Here is a 20,825-nt window from a genome sequence, read left to right as displayed (position 1 = left end):
TTATTTAATAACAAAGTTAACAATTTTATTTGGAACAAAAATTGTTTTAACAATTGTTTTATTTTCTAGTCATTTCGACACTTCTTTTTTTGCTAATTCTATTATTTGTTCTTTTTGAATATCTTTATGTACTTTAACTTCGGCTCTAGCTTTACCATTGATTGTTATTCCATAATTAATTTCACTTACAGTTAGAGCGTTTGGATCAATGTTAAAATCTTTTAAGTTTTTTAGGTTAAAAAACTTATCAGATAATTCTCACGATAAGTGAGGAACAAAAGGTTCTAATATATTTAGAATTACATAAAACATCTCGGTTATTAATTCTATGTTTGTTACGTTATCGTATGCATTTAAAGTTTCCATGGCTCAAGAAATAAGTGTATTAAATCCATAGTCTTTATCTTTTTTTTCAAAAGTTTCTATCGATTTGTTTAAACCTGTGTAAAGTTTAAATCTAGCGTTTTTATCCATGTCACTTAATTTTGATATTTCAATATTTTTAAAATTAAAATCTTTAATTGGTTTTATCTCTTTTGAACGTTCAATCAATCTATTTAAAAATTTAAAACATCCATTAATGCCTGCATCGCTTCATTCTAACTCTTTTGTAGGTGGTGCTGCAAAAAATATAAATAATCTACTTGCGTCAGCTCCGTATTTTTCAATAATATCTTTTGGTTCTATTACATTACCCTTAGATTTTGACATTTTAGATCCATCTTTTAGAACCATACCTTGAGTTAATAATTTTTTAAATGGTTCCCTAAAGTTTATGAATTTTAAATCAGCAAGCGCCTTCGTAAAAAATCTAGCATATAAAAGGTGCAATATAGCATGTTCTATACCACCAATATATTCATCCACTTGATTTCAATACTCTATATTTTCTTTAACGAAAATATTATCTAACCTAAGGTTTTTTGGAGTTGTATATCTTAAAAAATATCAACTAGATTCAAAAAAAGTATCTAAGGTATCGCTTTCTCTTGTAGCTTTTGAACCGCAAATATGACAAGTAGTTTTTAGTCATTCTTGATTTGTTAAAAGTGGGTTTCCGTTGCCTGTAAATTCAACTTTTTCAGGTAGTAAAATAGGTAATTCTTCTTTTTTAACCGGAATTGTTCCACATTTTTCACAATGAATAAGTGGAATTGGAGTACCCCAATATCTTTGTCTTGAAATTCCTCAATCTCTTAAATTGTATTTTGTTTCTTTTTTTACTTTTGTAAAATCATATTTTGAACTATCTTTTGGTTTAACGACATCCAAATTATTAATTTCTATAAAATTTTTGTGATTATCGTTTAAATTAGAAACAAATTTAATTTCGATATTTGAATCATAACTTGCAAAATCTGTTATATATACATTTAATAATTGGTTGTTAGCAGGGTTTATTATTTTTAGTGGAGTTTTAATTGATATTTTATTTTTAAAGTTTTTTGTTGCGAAATTTTGGTCAATTTGATTAATTAAATCTAATTCCTTTTGGCTATAGTAATTATTTTTAATTAAATTTTTTATTAAACTATGTTTGTTGCTTATAGCAACAAAATTAGCGTTTTTAATAATGTCTAAATCTTTTTCTAAGATACTTATGTCTGATTCATCATTATTGTTTATTACTTTTGTGTCAAATTTAAAAAACTCATTTTTACCAATTCAATTACGTTGCATGGAAATTACTTTATTTGGTCAATTTCCTTCTAACTTTTCTAAATCATTTAAAAGTTCTTGAGCATAATTAGTTATTTTTAAATAATATGTATCCATTTCTTTTTTTATAACAGGGTTATCACAGCGTCAACATTTTCCGTCTATAACTTGTTCATTTGCTAATACAGTATTATCATTTTCACACCAATTTAGTTCGCTTTTTTGCTTATAAATTAAATTATTTTTTCAAAATTCTATAAATATATATTGTTCTCATTTTGTATAATCAGGATCACTGGTAATTACTTTTTGATTTCACGCGAATGAAAGACCTAATTTTTTAAATTCTGAATCCATAGAATTAATATTTTCGTATGTTCATTTCTTAGGGTGAATATTATTTTTTATGGCAGCGTTTTCAGCAGGTAACCCAAAAGCATCTCAACCAAATGGGTTAAAAACATTGTAATTACGTCTTTTAAAATATCTTGCAATAGCATCGCTAAGTGCATAATTTCTTGTGTGCCCCATATGTATTTTGCCACTTGGGTAAGGGAACATGCTTACAATATATTTTTTCGGTAATGTAAAATCACTTGAAGGTTCAAAATACTTTTCTTCTTCTCATTTATTTTGTCATTTATTTTCAATTTTTTTAAAAAAATCCATTTTTGCTCCTTATTTAGTTCCGAAAATACGATCTCCGGCATCTCCTAGACCGGGCTCTATATATCCATTTGAATTTAATTTTGAGTCTAAAGATGATAAGTAAATATCAAAATCTGCACCAAAATTTGCTATTACATTATCGACGCCTTTTTGAGCACCAACTAAGCAAACTAATTTAATATTTGTAAATCCATCTTGTTTTATTCTTTTTATAGAATCTACGGCAGAATTACCTGTTGCTAACATAGGGTCAACAACTATGATTAAACTATCCTTTGATACGTTTGGCATTTTATAATAATATTCGTGTGGTGTTAGGTTTTCTTCATCACGATACATTCCTATATGTCCTACACGTGCATCTGGAATTAAATTTAATAATCCTTCTGTCATACCCAATCCGGCTCTTAAGATTGGAACTAAAGCAATTTCTTTGTCAAAAGTTACCCCTTCAAATTCTTTATTAAGTGGTGTTGTAACTTTATGTGGCTTAGTCTTATAATCTCTCATTATTTCATAAACCATTAAAGACGCAATTTCGTTTAAATTACTTCTAAATTCTCGATGATTTGTGTTTTTGTCTCTTAGTTTTGTCATTTTAATTTTAATAAGTGGGTGCTCTAATATCTTTAACATTTGTATCCTTTTTTATTGAATTTTTAATAAATATATAAATTTTATTATATTATACTTTTTTTATTTATTTTTTAGTTGTATTTTTTATTTTATAATCAATTTTATTTTTTAATAAAATTTTTTTATTGTTTTAACATTTAAATGTGGTATAAATTTAATTACAATAATTAGAATTAAACTAAAAACGATAAGAAAGGAAAAAAATGAACAAAAATAATTTTAAATTTAATTCATTTAAATTTATTTCGAGTGTTTTAATTCCCTGGGTTCCTTCGGAATCTTTAAAGATGGGTAGCGCAATGCAAATATATAATTTTACTCATTCATATTGACTTGTCACTACTCTTTTTATGTTGATGCAACTTCCACTAGTTGTTGTTCAAATTTTTAATAAAAAATTGTTAAAAATAATTAATTTTAAAAAAATTCTAATTATTTTAGATCTTATTAGTGCTATTTTTTTAATTATTCCGATTATTATGTGAAATTTATTTCCGTTCAGTACTAATATCGAACTTATTGTTACAATTTTATTAATTTTAAATGTTTTACAATCATTTACATACTCATTGAAAACAATGTGTATTAAAAAAATGACTCATTTTATTTCTTCTAATAATAAAGAATTTAGTATAGTAAACAACATTTTTAATTTAGGAGTTGGCTTATCTTTATTAATATCACCCATTTTTTCGGTAGAAGTTTTCAATAAAGTTACTTTTGATATTTTTATGACTATCAATTTAATTTTTTATTTAATTTCAATATTTTTATTTAGTTTAGTGAAGTTAAACAAAAATTCTTTTGATAATAAAATAAAACAAATTGAAAACGATAAAAAAGTTCATAATAGTATATATCTAATAACATTAATATCATTAAGTAGCTTGTTTTTATTTACTAGACAATCAGGAGTAATTGCTTTTTTTAACTATTATCAATATGATTTTCATTTTTGAAGTTACTATTTAGCAATTACTATGGCTTTTGTGGGTATATTAGGACTTTTAACTTCTTTTGTAATCAAAAAGAAGAAGTTGAATATAAACAACACGTTATTATTTATATTTTTTGGTTTAAATCTTAGCTGATTATTTATAAGTCAAATAAGAGATACTATTTTTAGTATTGTTTGATTTTTTGTTATTAATGCAATTCAACAATTTATTATAAATTATGTAAACAATAATATTAGTTTTGAAACTAAAAGTATTAATAATAATCATAAAAAGATTTGTTTAAATATTAATAGATTAATTTTAATTATACCGACTATTAGTTCAATATTTTTTACATATCTATTAACATATGTTTTAGCAAATGTTTCATATTATCACACATATGTTTTATATACATTGATATTATTAACAATGATTTTATTGTTATATTCATATAGAAAAAAAGAAACACTTAACTCAAAAGACGTTTAATCATTTTTTGGGTTAAGTGTTTTTTGTGGTAAAAAATGCATTTATTTCATATTTTTAAAAAAGTTACTCAAAAAAATAATATAATATATTCGAAATTATTTATCTATTTTCGATATGTTTTTTAATATTTAAATTAAAGTTAGAGAATTAATTTCATATATTTATTTTAATTTTAGAGGGGAAATATTTAATGAATAATAAATTTAAAAAATTCGCTTTTGCGTTGTCAGGTGTTTCATCATTTGCCGCATTAAGTGTTGCGATTAGTTGCGGTCAATCGACTGAAAACAAAAGTGGGTCAACTAGCACAAGCGGTACTAGTTCAACTGCAGAAATACCGGCTGAACAACTTGAAAGAGTTACAAATGCATCAATCGGTGCAAATACATCAGTACCAGCAGACTCACGTTTTGACCAAGTTAATGATGGTGTAATTAAAATTGGTACAACATTTAGTGAAACAGGTCCACAAGCAAGAAGTTTAAACAAAACTCTTGAGGCGTATAATGCTTTAGTGGAGAAAAAAGAGATAGTTAGAAAAAATGCAAATCTTACTGAAGAACAAAAGCAAGAAGAATATAAAAAATTAGGAGTTAGTGAATTTGCTCTTCCTGTACAACAACAAAATTTAGGTAGTGGATACGATGCAGGAAAAGATGATGTTTCAAGTAAATTAAATGCAAAAGACACTAATGGTTTTTATAATTTAACAATTAACTATGCTCCTGTAGCCGCTACATTAGCAAGTAAAAATATGTTATTAAGTTTCAATGATCAAGAAACTACAATAAATACAGATATTACTGAATTTGATAAATCATTTGTTTCAAATAATGATGATTTAGAAAATGTTGTAAATAAATCTACATATGTTTTACCATTTTTCAAAAGTACACAAGTTCTTTCTATTAATGCTTCTGTAATGAGTTATATTCTTGAAACAATGGTTCAAAAAGGTGTTACATATGCAAATGATGTATCAAAATTAGAATTTGAAAAAATGATTAATGCAGGTAAAGGCGATAGAGCATCTGTTGAAAAAATTTGAGGTCAACCAGTTTCTAATGCGAGTGAAATTTTAAAAGGTAAAAAATTGAATTTTGATATGTTTAATAATTATGCTGATTTAATTGATTTTAGTATTCTTGCACAATCATTGTTTGATGAATCTGCTAAAAAGACCAATTCATCAGTACATGTTTTTGGTATAGATGACATTGCTGGAGTTTATGAACAAGCTTTATATTCATCATTAAATGCAGATTCTAGATTAATGTTACAAAAAGTTGTTAGAGAAAGTGACGGTAGAACAACAATCAATTTTACAAATATAAAAAACTCTAACCAAAGTACTTACAAAAATTCTAACGCTATCTTTAATGTGTTCTCAAACGCATTTGAAAAAGGTGCAGTTTATGCATTCCCTGGCGGACAATATTCATCAACCACACAAACTGAACATAAAATTGCATTTTCTATAGGTTCTACTGCAGGTTATTCATATAACTTTAAAAAAGCAGGTAAGGCGGTAAGTGTTTATAAAACTGCAGATGGAAAAGTTGTTTTAAACGATGATGATAAAACATTTTTAGAATATGGTTTAACCCCTAAAAAAGGTGAAAAACCAGAAGATGTTATAGGATATATAAGTTCATACAAAAATAAATTGATTAAATCTACAAGCAATGATGAACCTGGAAAATATGACTATAAATCACAATCAGCAGATTCGGATAGTAAATTAAATACATTTTTAACAACCGAAAATGCAAAACTTTTAGTAATTGACAAGAAAGATTTTGATGTTCTAAAAGAAAATGCTACATTTAAACAAAATCAAAGCGAAATCGAAAAGAAATATGTTGAATTAAAAAACGGAAATAAAGATGTAGTTTTAGTTTCAGTTTTAACTTCTGATAAAGCTGAATTCCTTAAAAAATTAGGATTATCATTTGAATCAAGATCAGATCAAGATTACTTAAATGAAAATGAATTAATATCAAGGGTAACACCTACAAAATGAGAATCAAAAGACGCTAAAAAAGTATTGTACTTACAAGGTCCATCATTAATTGGGGTTCACGCAAATGAAGTTGAAGATAATGCAACTAAAGCGTTCGTTAAATGATTAATGAACAACAAAGAACAATTACTTTCATTACAAAAATCAATGAGTTATATTACACCAGTATCTAACTTCAATACATTTACCGAAGAAGAGAAAAAGAAAATTTACGGAAATAATAAATATTTACAAGTTGCATTAGAAGAGTTCGGAAAAGTATCAGAGGATGATGATTATGTTGCTTTCGAAGAACCGGCAGGTGAATATTCAGCTTCATTTAGAAAACAAATTAAAGCTGCATGAGATGCTAGACAAAAAGAATATTCAGATAATGCTGCAACTAAAACAGATTTTAATAAATTTGTAGAAACAATGACTCAAGGTCTAAATGCTCAATAATTAATATAAAATAAAAAATAAATAGGGTTTGCATTGCAAACTCATTTATTTTATAAATTTAATAATAGGATGTTAAAATGAAAAAAAATATTAAAAAATTATTATATGCTTTCCCTATAATTTTAAGTTCTTCATCGCTGGTAACTACAATTTCATGTTCTTCCAGTTCTAATGATTATAAACAAGAATCTAACGAAAAAATAGATAAATTAGAGTTAAATACAAAATTAAGAGGAAATGTTTATTATATTGAATATAAATCATCAATACCTAATGAATCTGTAATAAAAACAAGAAACAGATTTAATGAATATATAAATAAATATGTTGATGATATTAAACAAAAAAATAATTTAAATTCAGTAATTATCCCTGAACAAAACGGATCAAAATTATTGAGAAATCCTAATCAAATTTCTGGATATCCAGAATCGTTTGAAAGTAAAATGAATTTAGATGGACAACTAAAAACTATCACTTGAAAATTTTTAGAAACAAAATCTAATCTTGACTTAGGAATTTTAAGTCAAAAAGGTCAAGATGCTAAATCTCAAGAGGCAGCCTTAAACTTAGAAGAGGTTAACAATTACATAACTATAACTTACAAAGCATATTTGGACGATAAAACTTTTTTCAATTTAAAAGATATTGAATTTAGAGTGGAGGCACCAAGAACAACAATTAATCCAATTTTGAGTAAATTACCAACAACTTATGATAAAACAAAATTTAAACCCGCTTTTGATTGAGAAAGCAAAAGTGCTAAAAAAGTTGATTATTTTAGAGCCAAAATAGTTCGTGTAAAAGACGGAGATACATTTGATGTTATTGCTTTAGAAAATAAAGAAAATGTATCGAATGTTTCTGTGGTTAAAGATAAACAATATACAATTAGATTAGCTGGAATTGATACACCTGAAAAAGCGGTTGGTAGCGGTAATAATGTAGTTACTTCTTCACCATTTGAATACGCTTTTGCTCTAATGCCAACACATTTTGCTGAAAGTTTATTTAAAAATTCTGAAGAATATAAAAATGATGTTTATGTTGGTTTTGTTACTGATTTTGACGCTTATGGACGTGTTACAGCAGATATTTTCTTCGGAGATAAACATCAATTTTCATATAACAACGAGGTTGTTAGGGCAGGATTTACTTTGCCATACGCAAATGACGCATGAGAAACAGCTATGAGATCAGAAACACTAGAAAATTCATATATTAAATCAATTTACCCAGAGATGTATAAATCATTTAATGAAGCTATAAAAAACAATAATGGTTTCTTTAAATACTTCGATAGACCTCTTGATGTAACAAAATACATCTATAATATCAAAATTAATAACAAATGACATCCATTTTATGGTGAAAAAAGTGATAAAAATTCCAAAAATATAGGTGATTACATTGATAAATAACATTAAATATAGTAAAATTAGAATAGAAAGGATTATTAATGATTTCACTTAAAAAAATTAAAAATTTATTGTTAGAATTAATATTAACAAACAATAATGAATCAAAAGATCAAATTAAGTCATATTATGATAAGTTTAAAAATGAAAAAGACGATGATATTTCGGCTATTGAACTTAAAAACTTAAATATTGACTTTGGAGAAACATTAGCAGTTGACAATGTTAGTTTTAAAATTCCAGAAGGAAAATTAGTTACATTACTTGGTCCATCAGGATCTGGAAAAACAACCACACTTAATGCTATAGCAGGTTTATTAACAGTAACTTCAGGAAAAATTCTTTTTAAAGGAAAAGATGTTACTGATTTTACTCCACAAAAAAGAAAAATCGGTTTTGTTTTCCAAAACTATGCTTTATATCCGCATTTAAGTGTTTATGCAAACATTGCCTTCCCTCTTAAAAATGATTTTGATTGACAATTCAAAACATTTTTAAAAAAGGAAAAAGCTAAAAACAATATTAGATCATTATATTTAAGAAAACTAGGAGCTTCAGAAGAAGAAATAAACTCATTAATCACTTCTTTTGACACTTGACAAGTACTATCTGAAGAATTGCCACACAAATTAAATGAATATTATGCAAAAATAGTTGATAATTATGAAAAAGCACATACAAATTACAAATTATCAATAGTTCATGAAACTTCAGATATTTCATTGCTTACAAAAAATGTATTAAAAACAAATGAAAAAGTAAAACAAGATTCTAAAAACAAAATTAGAAATATAAAAGAAAAGTTTGTTTCTGATAAAAATAATCATTTATTACCAGAAACATTTACTAAGGTTGAAATTCTTGAAAACTTCGATAAAAATATCTTGAAATACAAGGAAGTTAAAAACGAAGATGACTATAATTCACGTATAAATGAATTACAAGAAAATATTGCTAATTTAGTTTCTGTGGACCTTCACAATTACGATTTAAACGATAGAATAAAAATTGTTAAACTTGAAGAAAAATTACTTAAATTATTGACTAGATATAAATATATTCAAAAACATAAAGAAATTGTTGAAAAATACAAAGTTATTAAAGAAGAAACTAAAGCTCAATATTTAAAAGAAAAACAATTATTTAAAAATGTTAAAAAAACAGACGAAGCTTACAAAACTCTTTTAAAAGATAGCAGAAATTTACCTTTATTAGCTAAAAAAGATTTTTATACTTTAGTTAAAGAAATTGAAACTAAATATAATTTAAATCAAAAACTTAAAGAAGAAAGACAAGGAACTATTCCTTCAATTCTTGATGAGGAAGAAAAACTACAATTAAAAGAATTCTTAAAAGATAATATTTCATTACGTAAAGCAATTCATAATGAAGTTATGGAAGTTGCTAAGCGTGTTGAAATAGTTCCTATTCTTCAAAAGAAACCAACTAGATTATCTGGTGGACAACAACAACGTGTTTCAATTGCTCGTGCTATTGTTAAAAAACCAGAAATTTTATTGATGGATGAACCTCTTTCAAACTTAGATGCAAAATTACGTATCTCAACAAGACAATGAATTAGAGAAATTCAACAATCATTAGGTATTACAACAGTGTTTGTTACACACGATCAAGAAGAGGCGATGTCAATTTCTGATATTATTGTGTGTATGTCTACAGCAAAAGTTCAACAAATTGGTTCACCGCTTGAACTATATAACAAGCCAAGAAACCAATTCGTTGCTCGTTTCTTAGGTATGCCTGAAATGGGACTATTTAGTTCTGAATATAAAGATGGTAATTTATACATTGCAAACAAAAAAATCGATTCAGTTAAAATACCAAATGCTTCAAACTTATCATTAAATGTTGGGGTTAGATCTGAAGATTTTATTTTAACAGAAAAAGACCAAGAACATATGTTTGAAGGTAGAGTTGCAATTCAAGAAAACTTTGGTAAAGAAAGTAAATTAGTTGTTGATATTGAAAATGTAGGAAAAATTAATTTCTTACTTGATAATACATACAACTTTAAAGTTGATGATAAAATTTATTTCAATTTACCATTAAATAAACTACATATCTTTAATGCATCAACAGAAGAAAGAATTGAATATGAATTTTAATAATAGTTTGCATCAATTTATCGCAACTAAAATTCCATTCATTCTAAACTGATCACTTAAAAAACAATCTAAGAAAAAACTTTCTTTATCACACTCAATTTTAGATGAACCAACTCCATTTTGAATACCACTACTACTTTTAGCGCCAGGTTTATTCTTAATCGGTATGTTTACGGTTTATCCTATGATTCTTAATATTAAAGAGTCATTTTATACACCTGATGGTCAATTTACACTTTCTTATTATTCTAAAATATTCCAAGATATCAGATTTGCCGTTGGGGTTAGAAACTCATTCATTTATGGTTTAATTGTTTTACCGTTTGTTATGTCAATATCTTTAACAATTTCATCAGTAATTTCAAGATTACATCGTAAATACGCTAAAGGATTATGACAAACAATATTCTTTATGCCATATGTAACTAATGCGGTTGCGGTTTCTGCAGCATTCATCCAATTCTTTGGTACAAATGGTATATTAAATAATATGGTAGGTGGTAATACACCATGATTATCAACAAATGATCCATATACTTTTAATGCTTTATTCGCTATGTTTATTAATGGTATTTGAAGCGGTTTAGCATTTAATATTTTAATATTTACAACATCAATGTTAGGTGTTGATAAGAATTTATATAAATCTGCTTCAATCGATGGTTGTGCTGGTTTTAAACAGTTCTTTAAAATAACATTACCTTCAATTAAAGGTACAATTAACTTTATTATTACACTTGGTATTATTGGTGGACTTAAAGTATTCCCACTTGCTTTATTCCAAAATAGACCAGAAGATGCATTTACATATGGTGGTGGTACACTTATGTTATATGTATATTTAGTAACAAAACAAGGTAACTTCCACTTAGCTGGAGCGGCAGCCATTTCATTATTCATCATCGGGGTAACATTCTCATCAATAATTCGTGGTGGATTCTTTATGGTTCAATTATCACTAAATAACTTAGGAGAAAGAAATGTTTGAATGAAAGTTAAAGCTTCAAAAGAGATTAATAAAAAGCAAAATTAAGCGCAATCAAGAAAAAGTTACCTCCGAAGTAGTTGATAAAAATTTATCAACAGTTATATTAAGTGGGCTATCAAAATTATTATTACTTTCATTTTTTGGGGTATTAATATTATTTCCGTTTATTTTAATGATTTCTATATCATTTATGACAGATGATGAAGCGTTAAAATTACAAACAGAATTTAGATTTTTACCTTCATTTACAGAAGGTAGAACTTATTTTGTTAATACTAACGCAGATACTGCTGGTGGTTTTTCAATAGCACCTTGAGCAACAGTAGTTGCGAATACATATAAACGTGCTTTTACTTCAGGATTTTGATCATCTGCGGGGTTCACATTTTTAAATGTGCTTATTTCTGTTACGCTTAAGGTTATTATTACATTTTTAATGGGTTATGCATTTTCGTTACGAAATTGAAAAGGTAAAAATATAATTTGATTCTTTGCCTTAGCACTTTTAGTTTTACCGGAAGTTGCCTTACTTTCTGGTCAATATACAGTAGTAGTTAAAACAAACCTAAAAAGCAATTTACTTACAATGTTATTAGGTATTTCTCTTCCATTTGTTGCAAGTGTTTTTAATACTGTTATGTATAAAAATGCTTTCGAAGCAATTCCTGGAAGAATTAAAGAAGTTTCACTTGTAGATGGTGCTTCAGGGTTTAAATACTTATTTAAAGTTGCTTTCCCAATGGTTGTTCCGACAACATTAACAATAGTTATTCTAACAGCCTTAGCGTCTTGAAATTCATATTTATGACCATCAATTATTGCTTCAGACTTTAAAGAAGCACAAGTTATTTCTGTATGATTATTTAAAGCAGGTATTGATCCTAACGATCCTGATTCAACTCAAAATGTACAACAAAACATTAGATTAGCTGCTTCGGTTATCGTTATTTTACCAATGTTTATCATTTACTTAATCTTTAGAAAAAGAATTATGAGTGCAATTAGTAGACAAGGTTCAACAATTAAAGGATAGATTATGGGAAAATATAAAACAAAAATTATTATATGATCAATTGTAACTTTAATTGCTTTTATTGGAATAGTATCTTTATCAATATTAATTAGCAATTTAGAATTTGTATTAAACTTGTCTGAAAAAGTAACATTAGATCAAAAAATAACCGATACATATAAATTTATCAAATCATATTCAATAGGGGGGTTAGCATTTTCAGTTGTAGTCTTCGGGATTGGATCTATCATTTCGTATGCTGGATATAAATCTTGAAAATACGTTGATATGTTTTCATAATTATGAAATTTAAGAAAATAAAATTTTTAATGGGTGGAATTGTGCTTAGTACACTTGCACCTCTTAGTGCTGTATCATGTTTTTATGATAGCGATAATTCAGTAAAATTTTCAGATAAATTTGTAAAAAATAATTTATTTAACAACGTTACTTTTAATCCTAAAGATGGATATTTTAAAAAAGATGAAGCTTACAAACAAAAAGAATTTGTAAAAGATATTATAGAAACTAAAAAACTTATTTATACGTTTTCAAACGTAGATGTTGCACTCCCGAATATTGTAAGTGTTGATAATCAACATTTAAACAAATTATTTAATGACTTTTATGAATTAGACTATAGTTCAATAAAAATTAATACAAATAAAATTAATGATTATAAAAATCAATTTGATGCTGTAAAAGAAAAAATAAAGAAAGAAAAAGATGCATATCCAAACACAGATTCAGATGGTCAATATGTTTGAGATCGTCTTAAATATGTAGAAGAATTATTAGGAACTAATTTTAATAATTTAGAAGCCTTAAAAACTACAATTAGTGAATTAACTAATGAAATACAAGAGTATAAAGAACTTGAACCTAATCAAACACATAAAGATTTATTTAGAATTAAAAGATATATTTTTAATGATAAAAGAGATACAGGTATATTAGTTGATAAAGAAAAAGAAATCCAAAAACGTTTAATAGCATTAGATAATTTCTTTTATTTTGATTTAACTAATATTAAAAATGTTGTTACGGAAGCTGATGTTAAATGAATTGTTAATGCTTTTATAAAAGACACTCCGTTTGCAACTTATGATGTTTTATCAAAAGAATCAAGTAAAAACGAAACTTCCGCAGAAGAATATTTAAAAATCGGAAATCCAATATTATCACATGACTCATCTTCTTATAAATTTAATGTCTCAATTTCGCCACAAATAGTAGAAGACGCTATTCCTAGAAACGTATTTGAAAAAATAACTGGTAATAATTTAAATTTATTCTTAAATTCACAAAATAAACGTGGTTCAGAATTACTTAAAGAACTTTTTAAAAACTTCATTACTAATTATTCTAATTTTAAAGTAGATTCTTTAGATAGTTTATCAAATGGTATTTCTTTAGGTTTTGGTCCTACCCACTTATTACAAGGTATAGACAGAATTAACAAAGAGAAATCATTTGAATTCCAAATATTCACTTTTGAAAAAGATCAACCTGAAAAACAAATAGAATTAGATGCTCAACAAAATGAAGAATTCTTAAAAAATCCTATTGAATTTATAGAATCACATTTATATTTAATAATTTATAAATATAGTTCTGATAGTATTAATGAATTGCGTAATAGAATTAATAAATATGTTAACCTTAATAATACATTAAGAGCACAAATGAGTACTAATCCAAAATCTTCTTCATTAAATTCGAGATTAATTAAAGAAAATGAAGCTAGAATCGTTGAAGCAGAGGTTAAGCTTAAAAAATTCGAAGAAGAAATAGAAGAAGTTGAAAGAATTCAAACTTCTAGAGCATATATAGATAAATTAAACCTACCAGAAAAAGACGAACAATTCTTAACAAAATTTAGACAAGATCATAAAGAAGATATTGATAAAATAATTAATTTTGTTAGAGAAGAAGCTAATATAGCTAAATCAACTCAGTTTTCATTAAATGAAATATTTGCTAAAATATTATTCTTATTAGAAAATAAAACCCAAATTATTTTAGGTACAAAACCAAGTAAAACAGACTCAACTCAAAGAGAAAAAACTTATTGATTAGAAGTTCAAGAATCTAGCGAAGAATGAAAAGCTTATGATATTTATTCATTATTTCAAGATACAAAAACAGCTTCGAGTTTAGATAACGTTAATTTTAATGACTACGAAATAACAAAAGAAAAAATAAATCAAGGACAATTTATAATTGATCCAGCATTTGTTAGAATAGCGAATGTAAAATAAATTTAATTATACTAAAGCAAAAAAACACCAAATTTAACAACTTTTTGGTGTTTTTTATGCTCAATCATATTTTAAATTCTATTATATTAAAAAATAACATCTAAATTAATGTTATTTTAATAGTTATTATTTATTTGAATCTTCCAAGAAGTTGTTCATCTTTTCAACAACACTTATGCTTTTATTTACTTTTTCTATTTCTTTAGCAATATATTTTTTCATTTCATATTTTATTATGGCTAAATTTAAATATGAAGATAAATAAGCTTCTGAATATTCTTTTGCTTTCGCTCTCTTATCGTCTGTCATTGCATTTTTAATTAAAGGGCTAAAATCATTTATTCTTTTTGATAGTTCAGTAAATTCGTTTTCTTTAAATGTTTCTACATTATCAATTTTTTCTAACTCTGTAAATAATTGTTCAACTTTATCATTTATTTTATCAACAGTATCACCATAGTGGGTGTTATTTTGATCTTTATCCCAATTAAAAATTAATCAATTTTCCAGTAATCTTGGGTGTAAACCAATTTTACCATTGTCATTTCCTTCAAAGTGTTTAAAATTATCATAATTTTTGTTATTTAAATTATTTTTATCAATTATATATGAGTTATTTATAAATAAATCATTATAATTTTCCTCATATCCTAGTAATACAGCAAACATATTTTTAAGTCCAGTTGTATCTAATAATTTGTTTTTAATAGATTCTTTTTCTTCTTCGTTAATTTCAGTTGTTAAGAAATTTGTATATCTATCTTTATCTGTATTTTTTTCAAAAGTAGAATTGTTAGCCCCTAACTCTCAATTGAAAAATGTATTTTTAGATTTATTTTCATCGTTACTTTTTATAAATTTGCTATCTTTAACTTTTTCAAGATTTTTAATTGCTACTTCGTTTAATTCTGTTAATTTTTTAGAGATTTCATCGTTATTCACATTTCTTAGTTCTTGATGCGAATTAATAACTTCATCTAAAATTTTTGTATCTCTTTCAAAATTATTAAATTCACTTTCGAATGAGATTATTTTTGTTTTTGTTGCCTCTAATTGATTTCTTGTTTGCGTATCATCATTATTGAATGTTAAAAGTTTTGCGCTAACTTTATCTTTTTGTGTTTTATATCTATCATTTAAATTATTATTTTGTTCGTTTATCTTTGATTTAATTTGTGTTATTTCTTCTTTAAGTGATTGAATAGCTTTTTTGTTTTCCTCTTCTATTCTTATTTCTTCATCTTTAGTTCTTACGTCTGATTTAGCCTTGTTTAAGGCGTTTTCGATATTTCTTGTTTCGTTTCTATATGTTTCTTTAGGATGATTATCTTGTTTTTGTATTTTGTCAGATTCATTATATTTATTTTGTAATTCTTGTTTTATTGTTGGATATTTTGTATCATCTAAAGAATCTAGATATTTCTTAATCTCGTCTAGTTTTGATTTAAGTTGTTTTCTTGCGTTGGAAACCAAAACTTTTTCTTTATTATCTTTCGCTTCATTAAATGATGCTATCAATTTTTGAGTTTCATTTTTTAATTCTTCAAGAGTTTTATTATCTAATTGAATTATTTTTTTAGCCTCTTCGACTTTAGATTTTAATTTTTCTTTAATGTTTGAGAAACCTTGATCTGGTGTGGAATTTAAAAATTCGGTCGCTTCATTTATGACTTTTATATATGCAACTTTTTCAGGTGATTCTTCATTGTTTTTTAAACCTAGAACAGTACCAACGGTGATAGCTGCCGCTGCAAAAGGTAAGACTAAAACTAATCCTTTAAATCATTTTGTTTTAAATTTCATTTTTTCTCCTTGTATTATTTGTGGAAATTATTTAGTTTTAAATAAAAAATAAATAATAATTTTATTATTTATTAGATTGATAACTAAACAATATTATTATATATTTTTTTATTTAAATTTTAGTTATTTTTTGAGTTCTGGACCTATCAAGATGTAGAGTTAAAATAAAAAATATCTTGTTTAATAAATAGGAATAATTGCTTAATAATTTAAATCATCAATCAAAAATATACTTTTTTAGGTATTGTACGAGTGCTAATATAATTTTTATAGTAAGCTTCATTAAATGTTATACCTAAAAACATAAAATAAGAAAATCAGTTTATAAAAAATCCAACAGTAAAAAAGAAACCTACAGCAGACCCAAATTTAGAGTATGAAATAACTTTATTTAAATATGTATATATTATTAATAATCCAAACGTTGGAATTGTGGATATTATTGCTCCTCTTCAAATAGATTTAAAATTTAATTTAAAAGAAGGTGTTAATCTAAATAAAACTAAAAAAGACACTAAGAAGAAAACTAGCGAAAAGAATAAGTAAAATACATCTAAAATTCAATGAGTTTTACTTAATCCATTTTTAATCATTGAGGCATATATTAATATATAAATATTACTAAATATAAATAGTAATATAGAAATTGCGAAAACTAAAAACAATCCTTTTAGTTTATTTCCTCAATAAGTTCCTACTTTATCGTGAGAAAACATATAATTATAAGCTGTAATTATTTTTCCATATCCGCCCGCAGAAATGTAAAGCGAAGGTATAGCAATAAAAGAACCAGGTATTAAAGAATATAATTTACTAAATGAATCGTCAATAACTTCAACACCTTCGTTGTTATTAAAATATTGTTGTCCACCAGGAATAAATTTATTAAAAATTATATTGTTAAATAAGCCTTGAAAAATACTTGTATTGTTAGTGTTGTATTCTTTGGTTAACACTTCAACATGATTTGTTAAAGTTGAAATATTATCGGTGATCGTCAAATTTAAAAAGTTAATTATATAAATAATTGGAACCACAGAAATGAGAAGATAAAAAGTAATTGATAATCATATAAATGTAAAATTCTGAGTTGAAAAATTTTCATATACTTTGTGAACTACTTTAGTTCTAGTATCTTTTTTTTCAATATTATTTGCTCTAATGAGAATGAAAGCGAAAAAGCTAATAATATACTTTATTATTTTTTCATATATTATTGAAAAAATAATAAATTTACTTGGTTGAATTATATTCAAATAAAAAGCTCTTATTATAGAGTTTTTCCCTCTTAATTTTGAGAGTTTTTTATAGTTAATTTTTGTATTTTTCATCTAATACTTTAAGTGCTCTTTGGTTAGATAATTGAGGATTAACTTGTCCGTTAGTTTCTTTCATTAACATACCAAGAATGAATTTAAGAACTTTTTCGGGTCTTGTTATGTATTCATCTGTAATTTTTTGGTTTTTATCAACTATATTAATTATTATTTGATCAATTAGCTTTTGATCTGTTATTTGTTTTAAGTTGTGCTTTTCAAGTAAAATATCAATTTTATCGTTATAATTAACTAAAAGCGGTATTAATTTCTTTAATGATTTACTTGAAATAATTTCTTGATCTAAAAGTTCTATTGCTTGTTTTATGTGTTCTGGTTTTATATTTAATTCATAAGCTTTGACTGATTTAGTATTCGCCAAAGATACTACTTCTGCAAAAAATATTTTTGATAATTTATTTTTATCTAAATATTCGATAGAGTCAAAATAATTAGCCAAATCAATATCATCAATCAAACTATCTACATAAATTTGTTGAATTTTACTATCTAAATATCTTTGTTCTTTTTGGTGTGGTAGTTCATTTATTTTTATCGAATTTATAAAATTGCTTGAAAGTTTAATATATGGTATATTAGGGTCTGGGAAGTATTTGTATTCAACTGTACCCGTTTTCGTTCTCATAACTATATTTGAATTTGTTTTTTCATCAAATCTTTTGGTTTGTTGAAGAATTTTTTCCCCAGTAAGTAATTGTTTTGACTGTGTTTCAATTTCGTTTTCGATTGCTTTTTTGATATTTGAAAGTGAGTTCATATTTTTAATTTCTACTTTAGTACCAAAAATGTTTACACCATATGGTCGCAATGAAATGTTTATATCGGCACGTAATGAACCTTGTTCCAATTTACCTTCTGAAATACCCAATGCTAGTACTGTTTTTTTGATCATATCAACGTATGCAGCTGCTTCGTCAGCACTTCTAATAACCGGGTAAGTAACTATCTCAATCAAAGGCACTCCGGCACGGTTGTAATCTAATTGTGTACTATCGGTGTTGTGGTGTTGTCTTGCAGTATCTTCTTCAAGATGGATTCTTTCAATTTTAATTTCTTTTTTTTCTCCGTTTGGTAATTTAATTTCCAAAGAACCGTTTGATCCAATTGGACGGAAAAATTGAGTAATTTGATATCCTTTTGGTAAATCCGGATAAAAATAGTTTTTACGATCAAAATGTAATTCGTCGTCTATTTTCATTTTTAAAGCTTTCGCTAGGGCGATACCATATTTAATAGCTTGTTTATTAACTAGTGGTAAAGTTCCCGGATATGCTAAGTCTATTTGGTTTGCGTATGTGTTTGGTTCGGCATTAAAATCTATTAATGCGGGAGAAAACATTTTTGTCTTTGTTTTAAGCTCAATATGAATTTCTATACCTATAATAACTTCAAAATTTTTCATTTATTTCCCTCCTAATAATTCTTCAAAATATTCTGCAATCCCTAAAAGCTTTGCATCTGAATATATTTTAGATTCTATTGTCAAGTTATAAGGTAAATTTTTGTGTTTATCAAACGGAATTGTAATCGAAGGATATCCACCTAAATTTGCCGCGGTTAAAATAAATTCTAAAACACCATATTTACTATTTTGATCAAAGTTAGGTGCAACACCTCCAAAAGCTTGAAATATAACAGCATCATATTTTTCATGTAAATCGTTCATGTAATCTTTTATCACACGACGAGCCTTTTGGGCTTTAACAAATATTTCTTCGATATTTTCTGAATAAAGAAAATAACTACCAAGTGATAACCTTTCTTGAACCATTTTCCCAAATTTACTGCTTCTTGTGTTTTTAATAACTTCTTCCCAAGAATCTCCTTCTACTCTAGAGCCAAAAGCGATACCATTTAAGTTCGCTAAATTAGAACTAGCTTCTGAAAAAGAAATTACTTTGTAGACTGGTTTAATTGCATTTAAAATATCCAAATTAGGTTCAATAACATCTACATCAACACCTTCCTTTTTTAAGTTTTTATGAAGTTTTTCAACCGAAACATTAACATAATCTTCTGAAAATTTTGAAAAGTTTAATAAAGCAATCTTTTTAGGTTTTGTCTTAATAACTTCTTTAATCTCGATATCTAAACTAGTCATGTCATATTTATCTTTTCCGAATAAAATTTGCGAAGTTACAATTGCGTCGTTAACATTATGTGTAAAATATGCTACTGTATCTAGTGAAGAAGCGTAAGCAAATAAACCGTATCTGCTAATTGCACCATAAGAAGGTTTAAAACCTACTGCACCGTTATAACTTGCCGGTAATCTAACACTATCACCTGTATCGCTAGCTAAAGCTATTGAAATGTTTTCGTCAAAAGTAGCTATAGAACCTGAAGAAGAACCTCCGGATAATCTGCTAGAATCAAATTTGTTTTTTACTATACCGTAAGCACTATGTGTACCTGTACCACCAAGTGCTAATTCATCCAAATGTAATTTTGCAGGTATTAAAGCTCCTTGTTGAATAAATTTATCAATAACTGTAGCGTTATAATGTGTATTAAATTTTTCTAATATCAAACTAGAAGCGCTTGTTGGCGCATCATTTGTAGCATAATTATCTTTTATTGTAACGACAACATCTTTAAATAATCCAACATTTTTATTTTCGATTTTATCATATACAAAAGCAACGGCGTTATTTTTGTCGTTTTTTAAATTGTTTAATGCAAGTTGTAAATTACCTTTGTTTTTAATAACTCTTTTCATTATTTAACCACCTTTGTAATTGTTACATAGTCCTGGTCAGAAGTTTTTGCGTTTGATAAAATTTGATTTTTATCAATTGATTTAAATTCATTATCAAATTCATCTTCTCTCAATAAATCTATTTTGTATTCCTCGTTTATGTGTGAAAGCGGTTTTATATTATCCAAATTTAATTTATCAAGATTTTTTAAATCATTTTCTAACTCATTTCAATTTTTAATTATATTATTTAAAACTTCCTCACTAGGGTTAAACATTAGCGAACTTACTATTTCTTTAATTTTTTCCTTATTTATAATCATT

General features: G+C 25.8%; 15 protein-coding genes. 8 read left to right on the top strand and 7 right to left on the bottom strand.

The features are described from left to right. Together KQ876_RS01895 and upp are read right to left on the bottom strand one after the other, a co-directional pair. Positions 1 to 2,328 (bottom strand): class I tRNA ligase family protein, encoded by a 2,328-nt coding sequence (locus KQ876_RS01895; protein WP_205852609.1) that lies wholly within the window; start codon positions 2,326 to 2,328, stop codon positions 1 to 3. Between the two features lie 9 nt (positions 2,329 to 2,337). Beyond that, the gene (gene upp, locus KQ876_RS01890) at positions 2,338 to 2,964 is read right to left on the bottom strand and encodes a uracil phosphoribosyltransferase (RefSeq protein WP_205851700.1); all 627 of its coding nucleotides are present in this window, start codon (positions 2,962 to 2,964) and stop codon (positions 2,338 to 2,340) included. A 203-nt stretch (positions 2,965 to 3,167) separates the two neighbouring features. Here upp and KQ876_RS01885 point away from each other — a divergent pair, with 203 nt between their 5' ends. The 8 genes from KQ876_RS01885 to KQ876_RS01850 all read left to right on the top strand — a co-directional run bounded on the left by KQ876_RS01885 (position 3,168) and on the right by KQ876_RS01850 (position 14,663). Continuing rightward, on the top strand, positions 3,168 to 4,394 hold the full coding sequence (locus KQ876_RS01885) for a hypothetical protein (RefSeq protein WP_216490051.1): 1,227 nt from the start codon (positions 3,168 to 3,170) through the stop codon (positions 4,392 to 4,394). A gap of 190 nt (positions 4,395 to 4,584) precedes the next feature. Then, positions 4,585 to 6,858 (top strand): P68 family surface lipoprotein, encoded by a 2,274-nt coding sequence (locus KQ876_RS04380; RefSeq protein ID WP_205851704.1) that lies wholly within the window; start codon positions 4,585 to 4,587, stop codon positions 6,856 to 6,858. A 77-nt stretch (positions 6,859 to 6,935) separates the two neighbouring features. Next, a complete protein-coding gene (locus KQ876_RS01875) occupies positions 6,936 to 8,279 on the top strand; it encodes a thermonuclease family protein (protein ID WP_216490050.1) in 1,344 nt (447 codons plus the stop codon). A gap of 38 nt (positions 8,280 to 8,317) precedes the next feature. Continuing rightward, entirely contained in the window at positions 8,318 to 10,402 is a 2,085-nt protein-coding gene (locus KQ876_RS01870; protein WP_205851707.1) for an ATP-binding cassette domain-containing protein, read from the top strand. After that, entirely contained in the window at positions 10,392 to 11,435 is a 1,044-nt protein-coding gene (locus tag KQ876_RS01865; protein WP_205851709.1) for a carbohydrate ABC transporter permease, read from the top strand. The genes KQ876_RS01870 and KQ876_RS01865 overlap by 11 nt, the downstream gene beginning before the upstream one ends. Then, positions 11,383 to 12,423, top strand: a complete 1,041-nt coding sequence (locus tag KQ876_RS01860) for a carbohydrate ABC transporter permease (RefSeq protein WP_205851711.1) — start codon at positions 11,383 to 11,385, stop codon at positions 12,421 to 12,423. The genes KQ876_RS01865 and KQ876_RS01860 overlap by 53 nt, the downstream gene beginning before the upstream one ends. A 3-nt stretch (positions 12,424 to 12,426) precedes the next feature. After that, positions 12,427 to 12,702 carry a hypothetical protein gene (locus tag KQ876_RS01855; RefSeq protein WP_205851713.1) on the top strand — a complete coding sequence of 92 codons (276 nt, stop codon included), beginning with the start codon at positions 12,427 to 12,429 and terminating at the stop codon, positions 12,700 to 12,702. 2 nt (positions 12,703 to 12,704) lie between these two features. Next, positions 12,705 to 14,663: a hypothetical protein gene (locus tag KQ876_RS01850; protein ID WP_216490049.1), complete on the top strand. Its 1,959-nt coding sequence runs from the start codon at positions 12,705 to 12,707 to the stop codon at positions 14,661 to 14,663. Between the two features lie 126 nt (positions 14,664 to 14,789). Here the strand turns inward: KQ876_RS01850 and KQ876_RS01845 are convergent, their stop codons facing one another. The 5 genes from KQ876_RS01845 to KQ876_RS04375 all read right to left on the bottom strand — a co-directional run bounded on the left by KQ876_RS01845 (position 14,790) and on the right by KQ876_RS04375 (position 20,824). Then, complete coding sequence (locus tag KQ876_RS01845) at positions 14,790 to 16,466, bottom strand: hypothetical protein (RefSeq protein ID WP_216490048.1); 1,677 nt, start codon at positions 16,464 to 16,466, stop codon at positions 14,790 to 14,792. Positions 16,467 to 16,675: 209 nt separating this feature from the next. Continuing rightward, entirely contained in the window at positions 16,676 to 17,797 is a 1,122-nt protein-coding gene (locus tag KQ876_RS01840) for a YhjD/YihY/BrkB family envelope integrity protein (RefSeq protein ID WP_216490047.1), read from the bottom strand. Continuing rightward, positions 17,778 to 19,205, bottom strand: a complete 1,428-nt coding sequence (gene gatB / locus KQ876_RS01835; protein ID WP_216490046.1) for an Asp-tRNA(Asn)/Glu-tRNA(Gln) amidotransferase subunit GatB — start codon at positions 19,203 to 19,205, stop codon at positions 17,778 to 17,780. Before gatB ends, KQ876_RS01840 begins: the two co-directional genes overlap by 20 nt. Next, a complete protein-coding gene (locus KQ876_RS01830) occupies positions 19,206 to 20,522 on the bottom strand; it encodes an amidase family protein (protein ID WP_205851723.1) in 1,317 nt (438 codons plus the stop codon). Continuing rightward, on the bottom strand, positions 20,522 to 20,824 hold the full coding sequence (locus KQ876_RS04375) for a glutamyl-tRNA amidotransferase (RefSeq protein WP_308699347.1): 303 nt from the start codon (positions 20,822 to 20,824) through the stop codon (positions 20,522 to 20,524). The genes KQ876_RS01830 and KQ876_RS04375 overlap by 1 nt, the downstream gene beginning before the upstream one ends. Position 20,825: the final 1 nt, after the last annotated feature.

The sequence above is a fragment of the Mycoplasma sp. CSL7491-lung genome, assembly GCF_018913965.1.
Lineage (GTDB): Bacteria > Bacillota_I > Bacilli_A > Mycoplasmatales > Metamycoplasmataceae > Mycoplasmopsis.
This window is presented reverse-complemented; position numbering and strand designations above follow the sequence as displayed.